The sequence below is a fragment of the Sorangium sp. So ce385 genome, assembly GCF_051474135.1.
GTDB classification, from domain to species: Bacteria; Myxococcota_A; Polyangia; order Polyangiales; family Polyangiaceae; genus Sorangium; species Sorangium cellulosum_D.
Genome location: NZ_CP150337.1, coordinates 4,678,688 through 4,696,017 on the forward strand (window position 1 = coordinate 4,678,688; position 17,330 = coordinate 4,696,017).

13 protein-coding genes are annotated in these 17,330 nt (G+C 74.5%); 8 read left to right on the forward strand and 5 right to left on the reverse strand.

Features of this window, described 5'->3' with window-relative positions; translation table 11 throughout:
• The first annotated feature begins 210 nt into the window (after nt 1–210).
• Entirely contained in the window at nt 211–1,668 is a 1,458-nt protein-coding gene (locus tag WME83_RS17220) for an HAD family hydrolase (protein WP_437320372.1), read from the forward strand.
• Between the two features lie 70 nt (nt 1,669–1,738).
• On the opposite strand, the gene WME83_RS17225 is transcribed toward WME83_RS17220, so the two are convergent.
• Entirely contained in the window at nt 1,739–2,215 is a 477-nt protein-coding gene (locus WME83_RS17225; protein ID WP_437320373.1) for a pyridoxamine 5'-phosphate oxidase family protein, read from the reverse strand.
• Between the two features lie 364 nt (nt 2,216–2,579).
• Between WME83_RS17225 and WME83_RS17230 the strand changes: the two genes are divergently transcribed.
• Entirely contained in the window at nt 2,580–3,479 is a 900-nt protein-coding gene (locus tag WME83_RS17230; RefSeq protein ID WP_437320374.1) for a sensor histidine kinase, read from the forward strand.
• Between the two features lie 16 nt (nt 3,480–3,495).
• Here the strand turns inward: WME83_RS17230 and hisH are convergent, their stop codons facing one another.
• Complete coding sequence (hisH, locus tag WME83_RS17235) at nt 3,496–4,167, reverse strand: imidazole glycerol phosphate synthase subunit HisH (protein WP_437320375.1); 672 nt, start codon at nt 4,165–4,167, stop codon at nt 3,496–3,498.
• 2 nt (nt 4,168–4,169) lie between these two features.
• Nucleotides 4,170–4,757 carry an imidazoleglycerol-phosphate dehydratase HisB gene (gene hisB, locus WME83_RS17240; protein ID WP_020735415.1) on the reverse strand — a complete coding sequence of 196 codons (588 nt, stop codon included), beginning with the start codon at nt 4,755–4,757 and terminating at the stop codon, nt 4,170–4,172.
• 237 nt (nt 4,758–4,994) lie between these two features.
• Between hisB and WME83_RS17245 the strand changes: the two genes are divergently transcribed.
• From WME83_RS17245 to WME83_RS17255, 3 genes are read left to right on the forward strand one after another with little or no spacing between them, the layout of a single operon-like run.
• A complete protein-coding gene (locus tag WME83_RS17245) occupies nt 4,995–6,674 on the forward strand; it encodes a serine/threonine-protein kinase (RefSeq protein ID WP_437320376.1) in 1,680 nt (559 codons plus the stop codon).
• Nucleotides 6,671–7,885 (forward strand): PEGA domain-containing protein, encoded by a 1,215-nt coding sequence (locus WME83_RS17250; protein WP_437320377.1) that lies wholly within the window; start codon nt 6,671–6,673, stop codon nt 7,883–7,885. Before WME83_RS17245 ends, WME83_RS17250 begins: the two co-directional genes overlap by 4 nt.
• Nucleotides 7,882–8,787, forward strand: a complete 906-nt coding sequence (locus WME83_RS17255; protein WP_437320378.1) for a hypothetical protein — start codon at nt 7,882–7,884, stop codon at nt 8,785–8,787. The genes WME83_RS17250 and WME83_RS17255 overlap by 4 nt, the downstream gene beginning before the upstream one ends.
• 201 nt (nt 8,788–8,988) lie before the next feature.
• On the opposite strand, the gene WME83_RS17260 is transcribed toward WME83_RS17255, so the two are convergent.
• Together WME83_RS17260 and WME83_RS17265 are read right to left on the reverse strand one after the other, a co-directional pair.
• Nucleotides 8,989–11,418, reverse strand: a complete 2,430-nt coding sequence (locus tag WME83_RS17260) for a thrombospondin type 3 repeat-containing protein (protein ID WP_437320379.1) — start codon at nt 11,416–11,418, stop codon at nt 8,989–8,991.
• An 84-nt stretch (nt 11,419–11,502) separates the two neighbouring features.
• Nucleotides 11,503–13,245 (reverse strand): OmpA family protein, encoded by a 1,743-nt coding sequence (locus WME83_RS17265; protein ID WP_437320380.1) that lies wholly within the window; start codon nt 13,243–13,245, stop codon nt 11,503–11,505.
• Between the two features lie 152 nt (nt 13,246–13,397).
• Between WME83_RS17265 and WME83_RS17270 the strand changes: the two genes are divergently transcribed.
• The 3 genes from WME83_RS17270 (at nt 13,398) to WME83_RS17280 (ending at nt 17,315) form a co-directional block, all read left to right on the forward strand.
• Nucleotides 13,398–14,387, forward strand: coding sequence for a PEGA domain-containing protein (locus WME83_RS17270; protein WP_437320381.1), 990 nt, complete (start codon nt 13,398–13,400; stop codon nt 14,385–14,387).
• Nucleotides 14,387–16,375, forward strand: a complete 1,989-nt coding sequence (locus WME83_RS17275) for a hypothetical protein (RefSeq protein ID WP_437320382.1) — start codon at nt 14,387–14,389, stop codon at nt 16,373–16,375. The genes WME83_RS17270 and WME83_RS17275 overlap by 1 nt, the downstream gene beginning before the upstream one ends.
• Nucleotides 16,376–16,469: 94 nt before the next feature.
• Complete coding sequence (locus WME83_RS17280) at nt 16,470–17,315, forward strand: hypothetical protein (protein ID WP_437320383.1); 846 nt, start codon at nt 16,470–16,472, stop codon at nt 17,313–17,315.
• Nucleotides 17,316–17,330 lie beyond the last annotated feature (15 nt).

Genomic DNA, 17,330 nt, shown 5'->3' on the forward strand with positions numbered 1-17,330 from the left:
TGCTCGCGACGCGCGGGGTCGCTCCGCCAGCGCACCGCCCTCGCCGGCCGCCCCGGCGGCGGACCCCGCGCTCATCGCCGGCCGATCGCCGAAACGGTCGCCCCCGGCGGGAGGACATCGAGCCACGTCACGCCCATCGCTCGTCTCTGCGCGACGCGCAGGTATCCCTTCTGATATGGAAAATTCCACTCCCTCAGGAGGTGCATTTCTATGCCTCGACGAGCGCTGAAGGCGCACATCACCGCGTTGGTCATGGCGCCGCTCTCCGTGCTGCTGCTTCATTGCGGCGACGACGAGTCCACGGAGCCGGTGAACAACACGACCGGCTCCGCGACGACATCCTCGGCCGCGACGGGCGGCGGCGGCGGCGGCGGCGACGGCGGCGGGGGCGACGGTGGCGGCGGGGGCGATGGCGGCGGGGGCGACGGTGGCGGCGGGGGCGATGGCGGCGGCGGCGCGCTCCCCGACCTCGATCCGACGCTCGCGTGGTACGGCGACAACCGGCAGCGGCTCGACGCCATGATCGACGAGCACGGCGCCGTGAGCCCCGGCTACGACCCCGACCGGAAGCCGGTCGCCGTGTTCGACTGGGACAACACCGTCATCAAGAACGATGTCGGCGACGCGACGATGTTCTGGATGCTCCGGCACGACAAGATCCTCCAGCCGCCGGACGGGAACTGGGCGTTCACGAGCCCTTACCTCACGGCCGCCGCGGTCGCCTCGCTCGGCGAGGCGTGCGGCGCCGCCGCCGAGCCGGGCGAGCCGCTGCCGACGAGCACCACGGCCGCCTGCGCCGACGAGATCCTCAGCGTCTATGTCGACGGGGAGACCACCGGCGGCGACGCCGCCTTCGACGGTCACAACCGCCGCACCCTGGAGCCTGCATACGCCTGGTTCGCCCAGCTCGGCGCGGGCCACGCGCCCGACGAGATCGCGGCGTTCGCCGCCTCGGCGATCGAAGAGAACCTGGCGGCGGAGGAGGGGACCGTCCAGACGATCGGGACGCGCGCGGGGCTGACCGCCTGGCTCCGGATCTACGAGCCCATCCAGGATCTGATCGGCGTGCTGCAAAAGAACGGCTTCGACGTCTGGGTGGTGTCCGCATCACCGCAGTTCGTGGTCGAGCCGTTCGCGGCGATGGTGAACATCGCCGCGGACCGGGTCATCGGCGTCCGGCAGGTGACGGCCGAGGACGGCGCGCTGACGTACAACCTGCAGGGGTGCGGTCCGATCCCCGACGGCACCAACGACGGCGCCGGCGAGTTCTCGGGGAACAGCCTGATCACCTACATCGAGGGAAAGCGGTGCTGGATCAACCAGGTGATCTTCGGCGCGTCGGGCCCCGCCGCGCTCGAGAAGAACCCGGACGCATCGCAGCGCCAGGTCTTCGGGGCGGGCGACTCGGACACCGATCTGAGCTTCCTCCAGGACGCCACCGGCCTCAGGCTCGCGATCAACCGCAACAAGAGAGAGCTGATGTGCAACGCGTACAGGAACTACGCGGGCACCTGGCTGATCAACCCGATGTTCATCGCGCCCAAGGGACACCTCGCCTCGGGTTACCCGTGCTCGACCACCGCCTGCGTGGACGAGGACGGCGCCGCGGTCCCGTGCCTCGATGAGGCCGGCGCGGTCATCCCCGACCAGGCCGACAACGTCTACTGATCTCGATCGCTCGCCGCCGCTCGGCGCGGGGAGCCGGGCCGCCGCGCCGAGCGGCCGTCGGATGTGGCCGTCAGATGTGCTTCGGCGGGTTCAGCTTGTCGCTCGCCGACTTCCCCTGAACGAGCGCCTTGGCCTTCTCGTAGAGGACCCGGAGCCGACCGCCCTCGGGCTCCCAGTACTCGGCGCGCTCCACAACCAGCTTCAGGATGGCGGCGTGCGGGTGATCGGGGCCGTCCGGCAGCCACGCCTTCCACGAGGGCTTCCAGAGGCTCCGGATCTTCTCCTCGTTCCTGTCGACCGTCGCGCGCGCCGAGATCGAGATGTACGCCCGATCCCGCGGCCGGTAGCAGCAGACCGCCACCTGGTGCTCGCGGACGATCTCGCCGGTCTTCGGCGTCTCGTCGTGCGTCACGAACCAGAGATCGCAGTCCATCTGCTCGGCCGGCTCCTGGATCTCCATCGGCCGACCCCGCATCAGCCCCTCCGGGGTCATGGTGACGAGCATGGCCGTGTCGAACTCTCTGAGCAGCGCGTGCAGCTCACCCATGGATCCGCGGGCCTGAGCCGTGGCTCCTGGCTCTCCGCCCTGGTGTTGCTCTCCGCTCTGGTGTTGCATGCGGAAAAGCTGCTCCGCGCGCGCTTCCCCGCCAAGCAAGGGCGCGCCCGGACCCGCCTGCGCCGCGGCCCGTCGGCGCTCCGGAGCGGCCCGAGGCGCCGCGCGCGGCAGACGGTCCAGGCGGCTCCCTCCGCGAGGTTTTGCGCAGTCGGTTGCGCAATGCGACGCCTTGAAGCGCGTCCGCTCGGCAGACGTGGCCCTCTCCTGCCGCGGAAAGTGCCGATCTGCGAAGAGCCATGAGCGGCACGAGCCATGCTTTGCCGGGTCACGACCCCCTCTGCCAGCAGGCTCCTCCATGACCGCGTTTTGCGACGAACTCGACGACCGCGTCCCCGCCGTCCCGAGCCGGGAAGACATCGCCCGGCTCCGGGAGGACTTCCTCGTGCTCGCCGCGCACGAGATCAGGACGCCTGTCACATCGCTCCTCCTGCAGCTCCAGCTGACGAAGCGGATGAGCGAGCGGGAGCCGGAGAACACCCCGGCGTGGGCGGCGGCGATGCTGGCCGTCTTCGACCGCCAGCTCGGCCGGCTCGCCCGGCTGTGCGACGACATGTTCCAGGTCCGGCGCGCCGAGCCGCCCCAGCGCGCGCCGGCCCGCTCGCCGGTCGATCTCGTCGCCCTCGTCCGCGAGGTGGTGGCGGCGGCGGTCGCGCATCGGCCGGCTGCGCGCGGCGCCATCGCGGTCGCGGCCGAGGGCGCCGTCGTCGGCCGCTGGGACCGATCCCAGCTCGAGCGCATGGCGTTCCACCTGATCAAGAACGCGCTCACCTTCGGCGAGGGCAAGCCGATCGCGATCGAGGTGCGCGCGACGCGCGCGCGGGCGCGGCTCATCGTGCGCGACCACGGCATGGGGATCGCGCGGGAGGACCAGGAGCGGATCTTCGCGCGCTTCGAGCGGGCGGTGCCGGCGGAGCGCTTCGGCGGCCTGGGGCTCGGCCTCTACATCGCGCACGCCGCGGCGCGCGCGCACGGCGGCGCGATCCGCGTGGAGAGCGAGCTCGGTCGCGGCGCGGTGTTCATCGTCGATCTCCCCCTCGCGCCGCGGCCGCTGGGGCGCGAGCGCGCGGCGCGCGCGGGCCGGGCGCGCCCGTCGCGGCGCGGCCTCGCCCGCCGGCCTTCGGAGCTGCCCCTGAGCGCGCACCTCAAGCTGGCGCACGTCAAGCACGCGCACCACCGCGCGCAGCGCCCGCACTAGGCGGGCCGCGGTCGGCTCACCCGTCGAGGAAGCGGACGAGCAGGCGCAGCCCGGTCTCCTGGCTCTTCTCCGGGTGGAACTGCGTCGCGGTGACGTTGTCCCGCTCGATCGCCGCGGTGATCCGGTGCGGGCCGTGCTCCGTCGTCGCCGCGACCAGCGCCGGGTCGCGCGGGACGGCGTGGTAGCTGTGGACGAAGTAGACGAACGGGCTCTCGCCCGCGAACACGCCGAGCGGGCCCGCCACGTCGCGCGTGATCGCGATGCGGTTCCACCCCATGTGGGGGATCTTGATCCCGACCCACGGCTCGCCGGCCGTCGCCTCGGCCGCGCTCGGCGCCGGGGTGAGGCGCTTGACCGTGCCGGGGAACACGCCGAGCCCCCGCGCGCCCTCCGCCTCCTCGCTCGAGTCGAAGAGCGCCTGCATGCCGAGGCAGATGCCGAGGTACGGCGTCCCCTTGCGGATCTGCTCGCGCAGCGCCTCGCCGATGCCGTTCTGCAGCGCGGCCGCGCAGTCGCGGAAGGCGCCCTGGCCTGGCACCACCACCTTGTCGGCCCGCGCGATGACCTCCGGATCGCCCGTGCGCGTCACCGCGCACGGCGCGCCGGCGTCCCCGGCGGCCTGGAGCAGCGCGCGCTCCACCGAGCGCAGGTTGCCCATCCCGAAATCCACGAGAGCGATCGATTGCATGGTCAGAGGCTCCCCTTGGTGGACGGGATGCCGGCGACGCGCGGCTCGATGCGGGTCGCCTTCATCAGCGCCTTGGCGAAGGATTTGAAGCAGATCTCGACGATGTGGTGCAGGTTGTCCCCCTCGAGGAGGCGGACGTGGAGGTTCGCGCCCACGCCGCGCGCGAAGCCCTCGAAGAACACGGGCGCGAGCTCGACGTCCCACGTGCCGAGCTTCGCCTTGGGCAGCGGCACGCGCCAGACGAAGTACGGCCTGCCGGAGAGGTCCAGCGCGCACTGCGCGAGCGCCTCGTCCATGGGGAGCGTCGCCTCGCCGTAACGCGCGATGCCCGCCTTGTCGCCGAGCGCCTGCTGCACGGCCGCGCCCAGGGTGATGCCGCAGTCCTCGGTGGTGTGGTGGCCGTCGATCTCGACGTCGCCCTCGGCGTGGATGGTGAGGTCGAACAGGCCGTGGCGGGCGATCTGATCGAGCATGTGCGTGAGGAAGGGGAGCGGCGTCCTGATCGACGAGCGGCCCTGGCCGTCGAGATCGATCTCGATGCGGATGTCCGTCTCGCGCGTCTTGCGCTCGACTTTGGCGATGCGGGGCATGGCGCGTAGGGTAGTCGCCCCGGCCGGGGATGGGGAGCGCCACGGATGAGCCGGCCGCCCGGCTCGGCCCTTCTGGGGCCGAGCGCAGGGTCGCCCGAAGCACGGAGACCAAGCGCGTCGACCGGGCGTGACCGGCCGAGGCGAGGTCTTGGATGCGAGCGCCGGATGGAATAAGGTGGCCCCTGGATAACGTGGCGATGGTGGCGCCCTGAAGGCAGCCCCAAGGCAGGAGCGTCCGTGAGCGCACCGGTTGCCGAAGGTCAAATTCTGTCGGGGAAATACCGGGTCGAGCGCATCCTCGGGCAAGGTGGCATGGGCGTCGTCGTCGCCGCCTTGCACGAGCAGCTCCACCAGCGGGTCGCCATCAAGATGCTCCACCCCGGCGCGAACGCCGAGATGGTGGAGCGCTTCGTGCGCGAGGCGCGCGCGGCGGTGCGCCTGAAGAGCGAGCACGTCGCGCGCGTGCTCGACGTCGGGACGCTCGAGACCGGCGCGCCGTTCATGGTGATGGAGTACCTGGAGGGGAGCGACCTGCAGGAGACGCTGCGGCAGCGCGGCCCGCTCGAGCTGGAGGAGGCGGTGGGCTACGTGCTCGAGGCCTGCGAGGCCATCGCCGAGGCGCACGCGGCCGGCATCATCCACCGCGATCTCAAGCCGGCGAACCTCTTCCTCACGCGCGGGGCGGACGGCAGCGGCATGGTGAAGGTGCTCGACTTCGGCATCTCCAAGGCGCTCGCCGAGCCGTCCGCGGCCGGGACCGCGCCGGAGCTCGGGCTGACGAAGACGTCGATGGTCCTCGGCTCGCCGCTCTACATGGCGCCGGAGCAGATGCGCTCGGCGCGCACGGTGGACACGCGCGCGGACATCTGGTCGATGGGCGCCATCCTCTACCAGCTGCTCACGGCGCGGGTGCCCTTCGACGCGACCTCGCTGTCCGAGCTCATCATCATGATCAACACCGAGCCGCCGCCGCCGCCGAGCGCCCACCGGCCCGATCTGCCGCCGGGCCTGGAGGCGGCGATCCTGCGCTGCCTCGAGAGGGACGTCGGGAAGCGCTTCAAGTCCGTCGCCGAGCTCGCGGGCGCCATCGTCGATTTCGGCCCCCCGCTCGCGCTGGCGTCGCTGGAGCGGATCGAGCGGACGCTGGGGCTCGTGCCCGCGGTCGCCTGGCGCGACCGGGCGAGCGCGGCGCGCGATCGGAGGAGCATTCCCCCGTGGCCGACGGCGCAGGACCGGATGAGCGGCGTGCCGGCAGGGACCGCGCAGGACCGGATGAGCGGCGTGCCGGCAGGAACCGCGCAGGACCGGATGAGCGGCGTGCCGGCGGCGACCGCGCAGGGGCGGTCCAGCGCGCCGCCCGCCGGCGTGACCGCAGGCGCCGCGGTCGGCCCCTCGGCGGGCACGGCTCCGGGCTGGGCGGCCGCGGGGCCCGCGCCTTCGGGCCGCAGGCGGACCGGCGTGGTGCTCGCGATCGCCGGGGTGGGCGTCGCGGCGGCGCTCGGTGGGGTCCTGCGCTTCGTCACGTTCCGCGGCAACGCGGCGGATCCGCCGGTCGAGCCGCTGGCCGCGAGCACCTCGGCCGAGCCGCCGGCGGTCGCGCCGACGGCCGCGCCGCCGCCGCCGGAGGTCACCGCCGTGACCACGGTCACCGCCGCGCCGCCGCCGATCACCGCGGCGCCGCCGACGGCCTCGGCGCCCTCGTCGAGCCCCACGACGCCGACGGTCACGACGGCGACCGCGAAGCCGCCCCCGTCGTCCACCGCCACGGCGCCTCGGCCGAGGGTCCCCACGGCGGCCTCGACCGCGGTTGCCGCGACGGCGGCGCCTTCGGCCGCGCCGCCCACGACCGCCACGTCGCAGGGGGACGGCAGCCGCAGCGTCTTCGATGTGCTGAACGACAAAGGGAAGCCCAGATGATTTGGCTTGGAAGCGAACGGCTCCCGCTGCGGAGCCGCGCCAGCTTGCGCGTCTGCGCCGCGCTCGCGCTCGGCGGCGCCGCGCTGACGGGGCTCGCGCCCGCGGCGGCCCAGCCCGCGCCGCCGGCGGCCCAGAGCGCGGCGAAGCCCGCGCCCGCGGCCCAGAGCGCGGCGAAGCCCGCGCCCGCGGCGGCCCAGCCCTCGGCGAAGCCCGCGCCCGCGGCGGCCCAGCCCGCGCCGGCGGCCGGCGCCGCGACGCAGCCGGCGCCGGCCGCCGGCGCGCCTGCCGCGAGCGCTCCAGCTCCCCAGGGGCCGCTGTCCGAGACCCTCACGGGGGAGGCCAAGGCCGAGTACGAGGCCGCGCGCATCCTCTTCAACGACGGCGATTTCCGCAACGCCATCATCAAGTTCGAGCGCGCCTACCAGCTGTCCCGCGACCCGCGGCTGCTCTGGAACATCGCCCTCTGCCAGAAGAACCTGCAGCGCTACGCGCGCCTGCTCGGAACGGTCGAGAAGCTTCTCCAGGACGCGGGCCCGCAGCTCTCGGAGCAGGATCGCAAGGACGCCGCGGCGCTCATCGAGGCGACGAAGGCGTACGTGAGCCGCCTCGATCTCCAGGCCAGCGAGGCCGGCGCCACCGTCTTCGTCGACGGCGAGGAGGTCGGTCAGACCCCGCTGCGCGAGCCCGTCCTGCTCGACGTCGGCACCCGGAAGATCCGGGTGACCAAGAAGGGCTTCGAGGCCTTCGAGGTCTCGCAGCAGGTGCCGGGCGGCGGCGTGGTCACCGTCGCGGCCACGCTCGAGAAAGAGGTCCACGAGGGGCGGCTCATCGTCGCGGCGCCGCCGAACGCCGTCATCTCCGTCGACGGCCGCGTGGTCGGCCGCGGCAGCTACGACGGCCCGGTGCCGAGCGGCGGCCACACGCTCCGCGTCACGGCGTCCGACATGGTGTCGCACCAGTCCGAGGTCATGATCCACGACAACCAGACGCGCCGCGTGCAGGTCTCGCTCGAGCCGGCGCCCAAGAAGAGCAACGTCGAGCAATGGCTCTGGATCGGCGGCGGCGTGGCCGTGCTGACGGGCGCGCTCCTGGTCGGCCTGGGCGTCTTCGCGTCGGAGCCGCCGGTCGACGGCAACCTGTCGCCCGGCTCGGTCGCCCTGTCCGCGCGGGGCGGCGCCTCGTTCTCGATCCCCTTCGGGGGTAGCCGATGAGCCGCGGCCGCCGGCTCGCGCTCGCGGCGCTCGCGGCGCTCGCGTGCGGAGGCTGCGGGGAGGTGGACGAGATCGTCGTCGCCATCTCGACGGACCTCGCCGTGCCGAAGGACTTCGATGTCCTTCAGGTCCAGGTGTTCGAGGGCAACCAGGGCAAGTTCAACCGCCCCTACCGGCGGCTCGGCGAGTCCGATGCCGAGGCGAAGCTCCCGGCGACCATCGGGTTCTTCTCGTCGGACGCCGGGGGTGAATCCATCCGGATCAAGGTCGCCGCCCGCAACAAGGACGATGTCGGCCCGGTGCGCATCCTGCGCGAGGTGGTCACGACGATCCCGAAGGATCGCGTCGCGTTGCTCACCGTATCGCTCGACTTTCTCTGCGACGGCTCGGGGATGGGCGCGGGGATCGACGTCGAGAGCACGTGTGGCGAGGGCATGACCTGCGTCGCGGGGGCGTGCGTATCGAACGAGATCGACTCGAGCACGCTGCCCGACTATTCGCGCGGCGACGTCTACGGCTCCGGGGACGGGGAGTGCTTCGACGTGACGGCCTGCTTCGCGCAGGCGACGCCGGCGGAGGTCGACCCGGCGGGTTGCACGATCGCGGGCGACGGCGCGGCGCTGCGGAACGTGGCGCTGGAGACAGCCGGGGACGACGGCATCTGCGACGGCGACGAGGGCGACGAGGACCGTCGCTGTCTGGTGGCGCTCAACGCCGACAGCGACAACGGCTTCCGGGTGGCGGCCGACGGGCGGATCCAGCTGCCGCCGAAGGTGTGCGAGCAGATGGCGCAAGGCAAGATCGCGGCCGTGCTGACGGCGCCCGCGACGAGCTGCGCCCAGAAGACCACGGGGCTGCAGATGTGCGGGCCGTGGCTCGCGTCGGGGTCCGAGGAGCCCTGACCGAGGGCCCATCGCTGCGCGGATAGCGCCCAGCGGCGTCGGCGCCGCGGGGAACGCGCCCAGCGGCGTCGGCGCCGCGGGGGAACGTCCAGCAGCGTCAGCGCCGCGGGGAACGCGCACAGCGGCGCGAGCCCGGACCCGGCCTCATGCCGCGCGCGCCGGAGCCGCGCGTCACGAGGGCGCCCGCACCGCCGCGCGGCGTCACGCGCGCCGTCGCCGCCACCCGGCGAGGAGCGCGGCAGCGGCGAGCCACGCCGCCGCCGAGGTCGCCGACCCATCGCCGCGCACCGCGAGCCCGCAGCCGTTGCCGTGCGCCCTCGGATCCGCGCCTCCGGGCCGGGGGGCCGCGCCACCGCCGTCCGCGCCGCCACCGCCGCCGTTCCCAGCGTCGCCGCCCGCGCCGGCATCCCCGCCGTCCCCGCCTGCGCCGCTGTCCCCGCCTGCGCCGCCGTTCCCAGCGTCGCCGCCCGCGCCGGTGTCGCCGCCTGCGCCGCCACCGCCATTGCCGGCGTCGTCGGGCACGCAGCCGCCGGCCACGCAGGTGCCGCCGGGGCAGCGGGCGCCCTCGTTCGGGACCAGCGTGCACTCGCCGTACCTCGGGTGGCACCGCGCGGCGGTGCAGACGTTCCCGGAGGGCGCGCACTCGACCGGCGCGCCGCCCCTGCAGACGCCGCCGTCGCACGCGTCGGCCAGCGTGCAGGGATCGCCGTCGTCGCAGGGCGTGCCGTCGGGCTTCGGGGGCGCGTCGCAGGCGCAGGCGTCGCCCACGCCGTCGCCGTTCGCGTCCTCCTGCCCGCGGTTCGACAGGAGCGGGCAGTTGTCGGCGCCGTCGGGCGCGCCGTCATTGTCATCGTCGTCGTCGCACCGGTCGCCCTGGCCATCGCTGTCGGTGTCGCTCTGGCTCGGGTTCGACAGGAACAGGCAGTTGTCGGCGCCGTCGGGCGCGCCGTCGTTGTCGTCGTCGCCGTCGCACGCATCCCCGTCGCCGTCGCGGTCGATGTCGGACTGGTCGACGTTGGGGGTGGAGGGGCAGTTGTCCGAGCCGTCCTCCACGCCGTCGTTGTCCCGGTCGAGCGCGCCCGCGTCGCAGGCGTCGCCCAGCCCGTCGCCATCGGCGTCGGTCTGCTCGGGGTTGGGGACGAGGGGGCAGTTGTCGTCCTCGTCGCTCGACGCGTCGTCGTCGTCGTCGCCGTCGCAGGCGTCGCCCAGCCCGTCGTCGTCGGTGTCGATCTGCTCCGGGTTGGGGACGAAGGGGCAGTTGTCGTCCTCGTCGCTCGACGCGTCGCTGTCGTCGTCGCCGTCGCAGGCGTCGCCCAGCCCGTCGTCGTCGGTGTCGATCTGCTCGGGGTTGGGGACGAAGGGGCAGTTGTCGACCTCGTCGCTCGACGTGTCGTCGTCGTCGTCGCCGTCGCAGGCGTCGCCCAGCCCGTCGTCGTCGGTGTCGATCTGCTCCGGGTTGGGGACGAAGGGGCAGTTGTCGACCTCGTCGCTCGATGTGTCGTCGTCGTCGTCGCCGTCGCAGGCGTCGCCCAGCCCGTCGCCGTCGTGGTTCGCCTGGTCGGGGTTGGGGACGAAGGGGCAGTTGTCGTCCTCGTCGCTCGACGCGTCGTCGTCGTCGTCGCCGTCGCAGGCGTCGCCCAGCCCGTCGCCGTCGTGGTTCGCCTGGTCGGGGTTGGGGACGAGGGGGCAGTTGTCGTCCTCGTCGCTCGACGCGTCGTTGTCGTCGTCGCCGTCGCACGCGTCGCCCAGCCCGTCGCCGTCGTGATTCGCCTGGTCGGGGTTCGGCACCGACGGGCAGTTGTCGTCGGCGTCGCCCGCCCCGTCGCCGTCGGCGTCGTCACCGAGGTCCCAGTTGACGACGCCGGCTCTCTCGGCCGCCGTCAGCCCCAGCAGCGCAGCCGCCGGGAGGGCGTCGAGGGTGACCGCGCTCGCGTGCGCGTCGGCCTGGCTCGCGTGCTGCCCGCCGAAGTGCATGAGGATCCGCGTCCCGCCGGGCGGCACCGACAGCGCGAACTCGACGACGGGCCCCTGCGTCGCCGCGCAGTCGTCGGTGACCATCCCGACGCTCCCCGGCATCGCCGCCGCCGAAGGCCCGTAGAAGTTGAAGTGGAGGCTCGGATCCCCGCCCCCATCGAGGTCGTCCGTGGCGAGCCACCGGTCCGCCGGCGTGAACTCCAGGTCGCCGGTGTGCGACTGCGTGATGACGGTGCTGTTGTCGGAGCCGACGTTCGTCTCGACGCGCACGACCGCGGGCAGCGCGGCGGCCGTCGGGTTGTGGACGATCTCCAGGAAGCGCGCCCAGCCCTCGTCGGTGGGCACGTACACCTTCCGGGTGACCTCGAGGCTGCCGAGGAGCGCCGGCCCATGGACGAGCTGCCGCCCGTCCAGCTCCGCCGCCCGGGTCGACGACGGGAACCTCAACCCGTTCACCCGCAGCAGCATGCCGGTGTCGAAGGCGTCGATGGTCCCGTTGTTGATCACCCCGTCCGTCCCGACGTCCCACAGGAAGGCGCGGCCATCCACGAGCTGCTCAAACGGCGGCGCGGCGCCGCACTGCGCCGCCGCGCTCCGCGGCGCCGCCGCGAGCGCCAGCGCGACGCCGAGCCCCGCGGCCATGACGGTTCGCTTCATGCTCTCTCTTCTGCTCCCCGGGTCCGCGTCTCACGGCCCGATCGCGCGTCGGCGCGGCGGCGCTGCGCGGCCGCCGCCCGCGGGCTACTTCTTCTCCAGCACCACGAGCTCGATCCGCCGGTTCTTCTCCCGGCCGGCCGCGCTCTTGTTGTCCGCGATCGGCTGGCTCGCCCCGTACCCCTTCGCGACCAGCCGCTCGGCCTCGACCCCCTTCTCGACGAGCCACTTGCGCACCGCCTCGGCGCGCGCCGTCGAGAGCGCCTCGTTGAACTTGGCGTTGCCGGCGCCGTCCGTGTGCGCGCCGACCTCGATCTTCACCCACTCCGGGTGCTGCGCGATCACGTCGCGCACCTCGGCGAGCACCGCCTCGCTCTTCGGATCGATCGGCGCCGGGTCGCTCTTCAGCACGCGGAACGCGACGGGCTCCAGCAGCACGACCCGCTCGCCCTGCACCCGCACCCGCGTCGGGCAGCCGCGCGCGGCCGCGTCCTCGCTCGCCGGGCCCTTCTCGCGCGGGCACGCGTCGACGTCGTCGAGAAGGCCGTCGCCGTCCTGGTCCGCGGGCAGGCTCGGCGCCGCGGCGGGGCAGCCCGGGCGCGTCGCGCCGCCCGCCGCGTCGCCCTTCTCCGCGGGGCACGCGTCGAGCGCGTCGGGCAGGCCGTCGCCGTCCTGATCCGCGGGGCAGCCGCGCCGCGCCGGATCGCCGCCCCCGCGGCCCGCGGCCGCGTCGGGGCACGCGTCGTCCGGATCGGCGACGCCGTCCTCGTCCCGGTCCTCCACGGGGCAGCCGTTTCGCCGCGCGTCCGCGCTGGCCGGCCCGTACGCGTACGGGCACGCGTCCGCCGCGCCGGAGACGCCGTCCGCGTCCGGGTCCGGGTCCGCCGCCCGCTCGGGCGGCCCCGCGGGCGGAGCCCACGCCACGGTCCCGATCGCGCGGAACGACGGCGCGCCGATCGCCTCCCCGAGGCCCGGACCGGCGGCCGCCCCGACGACGAGGCCCGCGAGCGGGCGGAGCCTGGCGCCGAGCAGGAGCTCGGCGCTCGTCGTCCGATCCACGGCGACCCGATCGCGATCCGTGAGCGACAGCGAGCCGCCCTGCAGCATCGTCTCGGCGTACACCTCCGGGCCGATCTGCAGCCGCTCGTCCCAGAGCAGCACGGCCGCGCCGCCGCCGTACGTGAGCGTCGACGGGTTCTCGGAGCTCCGCATCACCGCGCCGCCGGCGACGCTCCACACGAAGCGCGCGACCCGCCCGCCCAGCAGGAGCTGCGGCGTCACGCGCACCGCGCCCTCGCCGACGTACGCGTCCGAGCTGCCCGTCGGCAGGTGCAGGGCCGCGCCCGTGCCGATCTGGAACGCGCCGCGATCGTCGCCGAGCAGCCGGACGCGCACGCCGAGGCGCAGGTCGCCGAGCGCCGGGGACGAGGGCGCCTCGGGCGCGCCCGCGCCGGCCGCGGCCGCGGGGCCGTCGCCGCTCTGGGCGAGCGCGATCGGCAGGGAGGCCGACACGAGCAGCCGATCCCAGAGCGAGAGCGAGCCGCCGACGTGGAGGTGCGACTGGCTGCCGACGATCACCCGCTCGGGCGAGACGCCGTCCGAGAGCGTGAGCAGGTCCTCCGCGTGATCGAACAGGACGAGCCCCCGCGGGACGAGGTGCCCACCGATGAGCGGCGACGGCACGCCGAAGAGCGGGTCGCCCGCGGGGGTCGGCTCGAACCGGCTCAGCGCGACGGCGCCGGGCCCCTCCGCGCGCGCCGGCGGCGCGCCCAGGGCGATGCCGAGGAGCGCGCCCGCGAGCGCCGCGCCCACCGTGATGAGGCCTCTCATGATCGGCGGATGGTATCCTCGCGAGCGCAGGCGGAGCAAAGGCGATTTGTCCTCGGCGAATTCCATGTTGCTCGCCGGGCGCGCGCATCGGTTAGCATCACGCTGACCGGAGCGCGGCCTGCGAGGGCCGCCTCCGCCAGCAAGGAGCATCGATGCGAGGGAAGCATCTGGGCCAGTGGGGGCGCGCCGTCGTGGCCGCGCTCGGGGTGGGGCTCGCGGCGGGCAGCGCGGCGGCCCAGCCCACGCCGGCCGCGCCCGCGCCGGCCGCGGAGAAGCCGCTCGCGGAGTCGCTGACCGGGATGGCCAGGGCCGAGCACGGGGCGGGCGACGCGCTGTTCGCCGACGGCGACTACGCGGGCGCGCTCGCGCGGTTCGAGCGCGCCTACGAGCTGTCGCGCGATCACCGCCTGCTCTGGAAGGTCGCGCTCTGCCAGAAGAACCTGCGGCGCTACGCCAAGATGCTCGCGACGCTGCGCCGGATGGAGGCCGAGGCGGGCGCCGCGCTGTCGCCCCGCGACAGGCAGGACATCGCCGACCTGATCCAGGCCGCCGGGGCGTTCGTGTCCCGCCTCGAGATCACGGCGAGCGAGCCGGGGGCCACGGTGTTCGTGGACGACGAGCCGGTCGGGACGACGCCGCTCGCCGAGCCGGTGCCGATCGACATCGGCGACCGCCGCATCCGCGTCTCGAAGCCCGGCTTCGTCGATTTCGTCCGCCGGGAGACGGTGGTCGGCGGCGGCACGCTCGCCCTCGTGGCGCGGCTCGACCGGGCGGTGCACCGCGGGCGGCTCGCGATCGCCGCGGGCCGGGACGATCTCATCGCGATCGACGGCAAGGTGGTGGGTAAGGGCCGCTGGGAGGGCTCGGTGGCGAGCGGGACCCACGCGCTGCGCGTGACGGCGCCCGGCATGACGCCGCACGAGGTCGACGTCCTGGTCCGCGACGAGGAGCTCCGCCGCATCGACGTCTCGCTGGAGCGCGCTCCGGAGCGGGGCGGCGCGCGCAAGTGGCTCTGGATCGGCGGCGGCGCGGCGATCTTCGCCGGCGCGCTCGTCGCGGGGGCGCTGCTGTTCGAGCCGGGGACGCCGGCGGAGCGGGGCAGCCTCGGCACGGTCCCGCTCGGGTTTGGAGGGAGGCGTTGATGCGCGCGAAGCGGACGAGCTCGAGGTCGATGGCGGCGGCGCTCCTCGCGCTCGCGGGGGCGGCGGGGGCCGCGTCCTGCAGCGGGGAGAAGGGGCAGCTCATGGTCGTCTTCCAGACGGACATGTCGCTGCCGAAGGACATCGACACGATCCGGGTCGAGGCCACGCTCGAGGGGGCCATCGTCTACGACGAGACGTTCGAGCGGCTCGGGAGCGAGGCCTCGATCCGCCTGCCGGCCACGCTCGGCTTCCTCACGCCCGACGATCCTTCGCAGGCGCTCCGGGTGCGCGTCATCGCGAGCCGCGGCGGCAAGGAGGGGGTGCGCGTGCTGCGCGAGGTGCTCACGACGGTGCCCGAGGGCCGCACCGCGACGCTCCACATGCCGATCCAGTTCCTCTGCGACGGGTCGGCCGACGTGGAGCGCGACGAGCAGGGCAACGTGGTGCGCGACGCGCAGGGCAACGTGCTCGTCAAGAACAGCTGCCCCGAGGGCCAGAGCTGCGTCGCCGGCGAGTGCAAGCCGCGCGAGATCGACTCGCGCGACCTGCCCGAGTTCGAGGTCCAGGCCGTGTTCGGCGGCGGCGGGGAGAGCGACGGGCTCTGCTTCGACACCGTCCGGTGCTTCTCCTCGGCCACGTCGGCGCAGGTCGATCTGGCGAGGTACGAGGCGAACCCCGACGACTGCGTGGCGACCGCGCCGAGCGGGGACGTGAACGTCGCGCTCCTCACGCAGGGCGGCGGCATCTGCGGCGAGAGCGCGTGCTACGTCCCGCTCGACGCCGAGAGCGAGGCGGGCTTCCGGGTGGAGGAGGGCAACGTCCTCCGTCTCCCCACCGCGGTGTGCAAGCAGGCGAAGGACGGCAAGCTCGCGGGGATCGCGATCGCGATCGCGGGCGAGAACGCGGGCGAGAGCGCGGGCCAGAGCGCGGGGACGTGCCGCACGAAGGGCACGGATCTGCCGACGTGCGGCCCGTGGTCGGCCTTGGCCGGCGGCCAGTACACGGGGCCCGACGCGGCGGCGCCCATCCCGGTCGCGGTCGCGCAGGTCCACCCGGTGTCGCTGCGGGTGACCGCGGGCGGCGTGGCGTGGATCTCCGGCACCACCTTCGACGAGGCCGGCATGGCCCGGGACGACGGGGAGCTGAAGACCGCGCCGCAGGGCGGCGGCGAGCCGCTGGTGCTCGGCGCGGCGCAGGCCTCGCCGCGGGATCTCGTGGTCGACGAGGCGCGGCAGGTCGTCTTCTGGACGAACGCGGCGGACGGCACGCTGAGGGCGGCCCCGCTCGCGGGGGGCGAGCCGCGCGTGCTGCTCGCGGATCTCAAGCAGCCCGAGGGGCTCTCGCTCTCGGGCGACGCGCTCGCCTGGACCGAGCTCTGGGGGGGCGGCGTCTTCAGGGCGACGCTGAGCGGCGAAGGCGCCGAGGTCGCGCTCGGCACGCCGGAGGATCTCGCGCAGCCCGGCTCGGCGTACGCGTCCCCGTACCGCGTGGCCAGCGCGGGGGACGTCGTGTGCTGGACCTACCAGGGCACGCTGGGCAGGCCCGACGGCGCGGTGGCGTGCCGCGTGCGCGGCGAGACGCTGACGGTCGCCGCCGAGCAGCTCACCCCGCGGGAGCTCGCGCTCGACGTGGACGGTCAGGGGAACGCGGCGGCGGTCTACTGGGCGAGCTTCGAGGGCGGCAGCGTCTTCCGGGCCGACCTGAGCGGGGAGGCCGTGGGCGAGCCCGAGGAGATCGCCTCGGATCAGGGCCAGCTGAACGGCATCGCGGTCGACGCGGAGCACGTCTACTGGACGCGCCGCGACGAGGGGACGGTCGTGCGCATGCCGAAGGACGGCGGGGCGCCGGAGGTGCTCGCCTCGCAGCAGGCGCGGCCCGGCGACGTCGCGGTGGACGCGACGACGGTCTACTGGATCAACGAGGGCTCGCCGGATCTGGAGGACGGCACCCCGGTGAAGGACGGGGCCGTCCTGAAGCTCGCGAAGTGACGGGGGCGGCGGCGCCCGGGGCCGGGCGCGCCACGGCGGGCTCGCCCGGCGCGCCGCCTGCGCGCTCGGCGCCGCGTGTGCTATGGCCCGACCCGTGAAGCGCACGGCCCTCCTCCTGTTCACCCTCGCGCTCCCCGCGTGCGGATCGAGCTACGCCCAGCAGGGCCCGAGCGACACGCTCCGGGCCTACGCGCAGGCGCTCCAGGAGGGGCGCGTCGACGCCGCCTACCGGCTGCTCTCGGACGAGGCCAAGCGGTCGATGTCGCTCGAGGCCTTCCGGCGCGCGGTCCGGGACAACCCGGACGACGCGCTCGAGATCGCCCGGGCCATCGCGCGGCCCGCGGCCGATCCGGTGGTGACGGCGACGGTCACCATGCCGAACGGCGAGGAGCTCCTGCTCGTCTTCGAGGGGGGCCGCTGGCGGCTCGACGCCGCGGCGGTCGATCTCTACGGCCAGGCGACGCCCCGGCAGGCGCTCGTGGGGTTCCTGAGGGCGTTCGAGCGGAGGCGCTACGACATCATCATGCGCTACGTTCCCGACGCCGAGAAGGAAGGCCTCGTGGAGCCGGCGGGGGGCGCGGCCGGCGAGGCGGGCGATCCCGGCGAGGCGGGCGCCCTGCGCGCCGAGGGCACGGCACAGCCCGCTGCGCCCGGCGGCGCGGCGGGGAGCGCGGGCGCTGACGCAGCGCAGAAGCCGGGCGGTCGGCCCGGGACGGCGCGGGGTGGGGCGGGCGCGGCGCAGCTCACCCCCGAGAAGCTGAAGGCCGCCTGGGAGGGGCCGCAGAAGGAGCAGATCAACCGGGTCGTCCAGGCGATCAAGGCGGCGCTGCCGACCGCGACCATCGAGGAGACCGGGGACAGCGCCTCGATGGCCTATGGCGCCGGCGGCACGGTCGCCTTCACGCGCGAGCACGGGGTCTGGAAGATCAAGGACTTCTAGCGGCGCGCCCGCTCA

Bases quoted from the DNA above. Each gene is read 5' to 3' on its own strand.
- WME83_RS17230 (WP_437320374.1), top strand. From the start codon at position 2,580: ATGACCGCGTTTTGCGACGAACTCGACGACCGCGTCCCCGCCGTCCCG.
- WME83_RS17220 (WP_437320372.1), top strand. From the start codon at position 211: ATGCCTCGACGAGCGCTGAAGGCGCACATCACCGCGTTGGTCATGGCG.
- WME83_RS17270 (WP_437320381.1), top strand. From the start codon at position 13,398: ATGCGAGGGAAGCATCTGGGCCAGTGGGGGCGCGCCGTCGTGGCCGCG.
- WME83_RS17275 (WP_437320382.1), top strand. From the start codon at position 14,387: ATGCGCGCGAAGCGGACGAGCTCGAGGTCGATGGCGGCGGCGCTCCTC.
- WME83_RS17260 (WP_437320379.1), bottom strand. From the start codon at position 11,418: ATGAAGCGAACCGTCATGGCCGCGGGGCTCGGCGTCGCGCTGGCGCTC.
- hisH (WP_437320375.1), bottom strand. From the start codon at position 4,167: ATGCAATCGATCGCTCTCGTGGATTTCGGGATGGGCAACCTGCGCTCG.
- WME83_RS17255 (WP_437320378.1), top strand. From the start codon at position 7,882: ATGAGCCGCGGCCGCCGGCTCGCGCTCGCGGCGCTCGCGGCGCTCGCG.
- WME83_RS17265 (WP_437320380.1), bottom strand. From the start codon at position 13,245: ATGAGAGGCCTCATCACGGTGGGCGCGGCGCTCGCGGGCGCGCTCCTC.
- WME83_RS17225 (WP_437320373.1), bottom strand. From the start codon at position 2,215: ATGGGTGAGCTGCACGCGCTGCTCAGAGAGTTCGACACGGCCATGCTC.
- hisB (WP_020735415.1), bottom strand. From the start codon at position 4,757: ATGCCCCGCATCGCCAAAGTCGAGCGCAAGACGCGCGAGACGGACATC.
- WME83_RS17250 (WP_437320377.1), top strand. From the start codon at position 6,671: ATGATTTGGCTTGGAAGCGAACGGCTCCCGCTGCGGAGCCGCGCCAGC.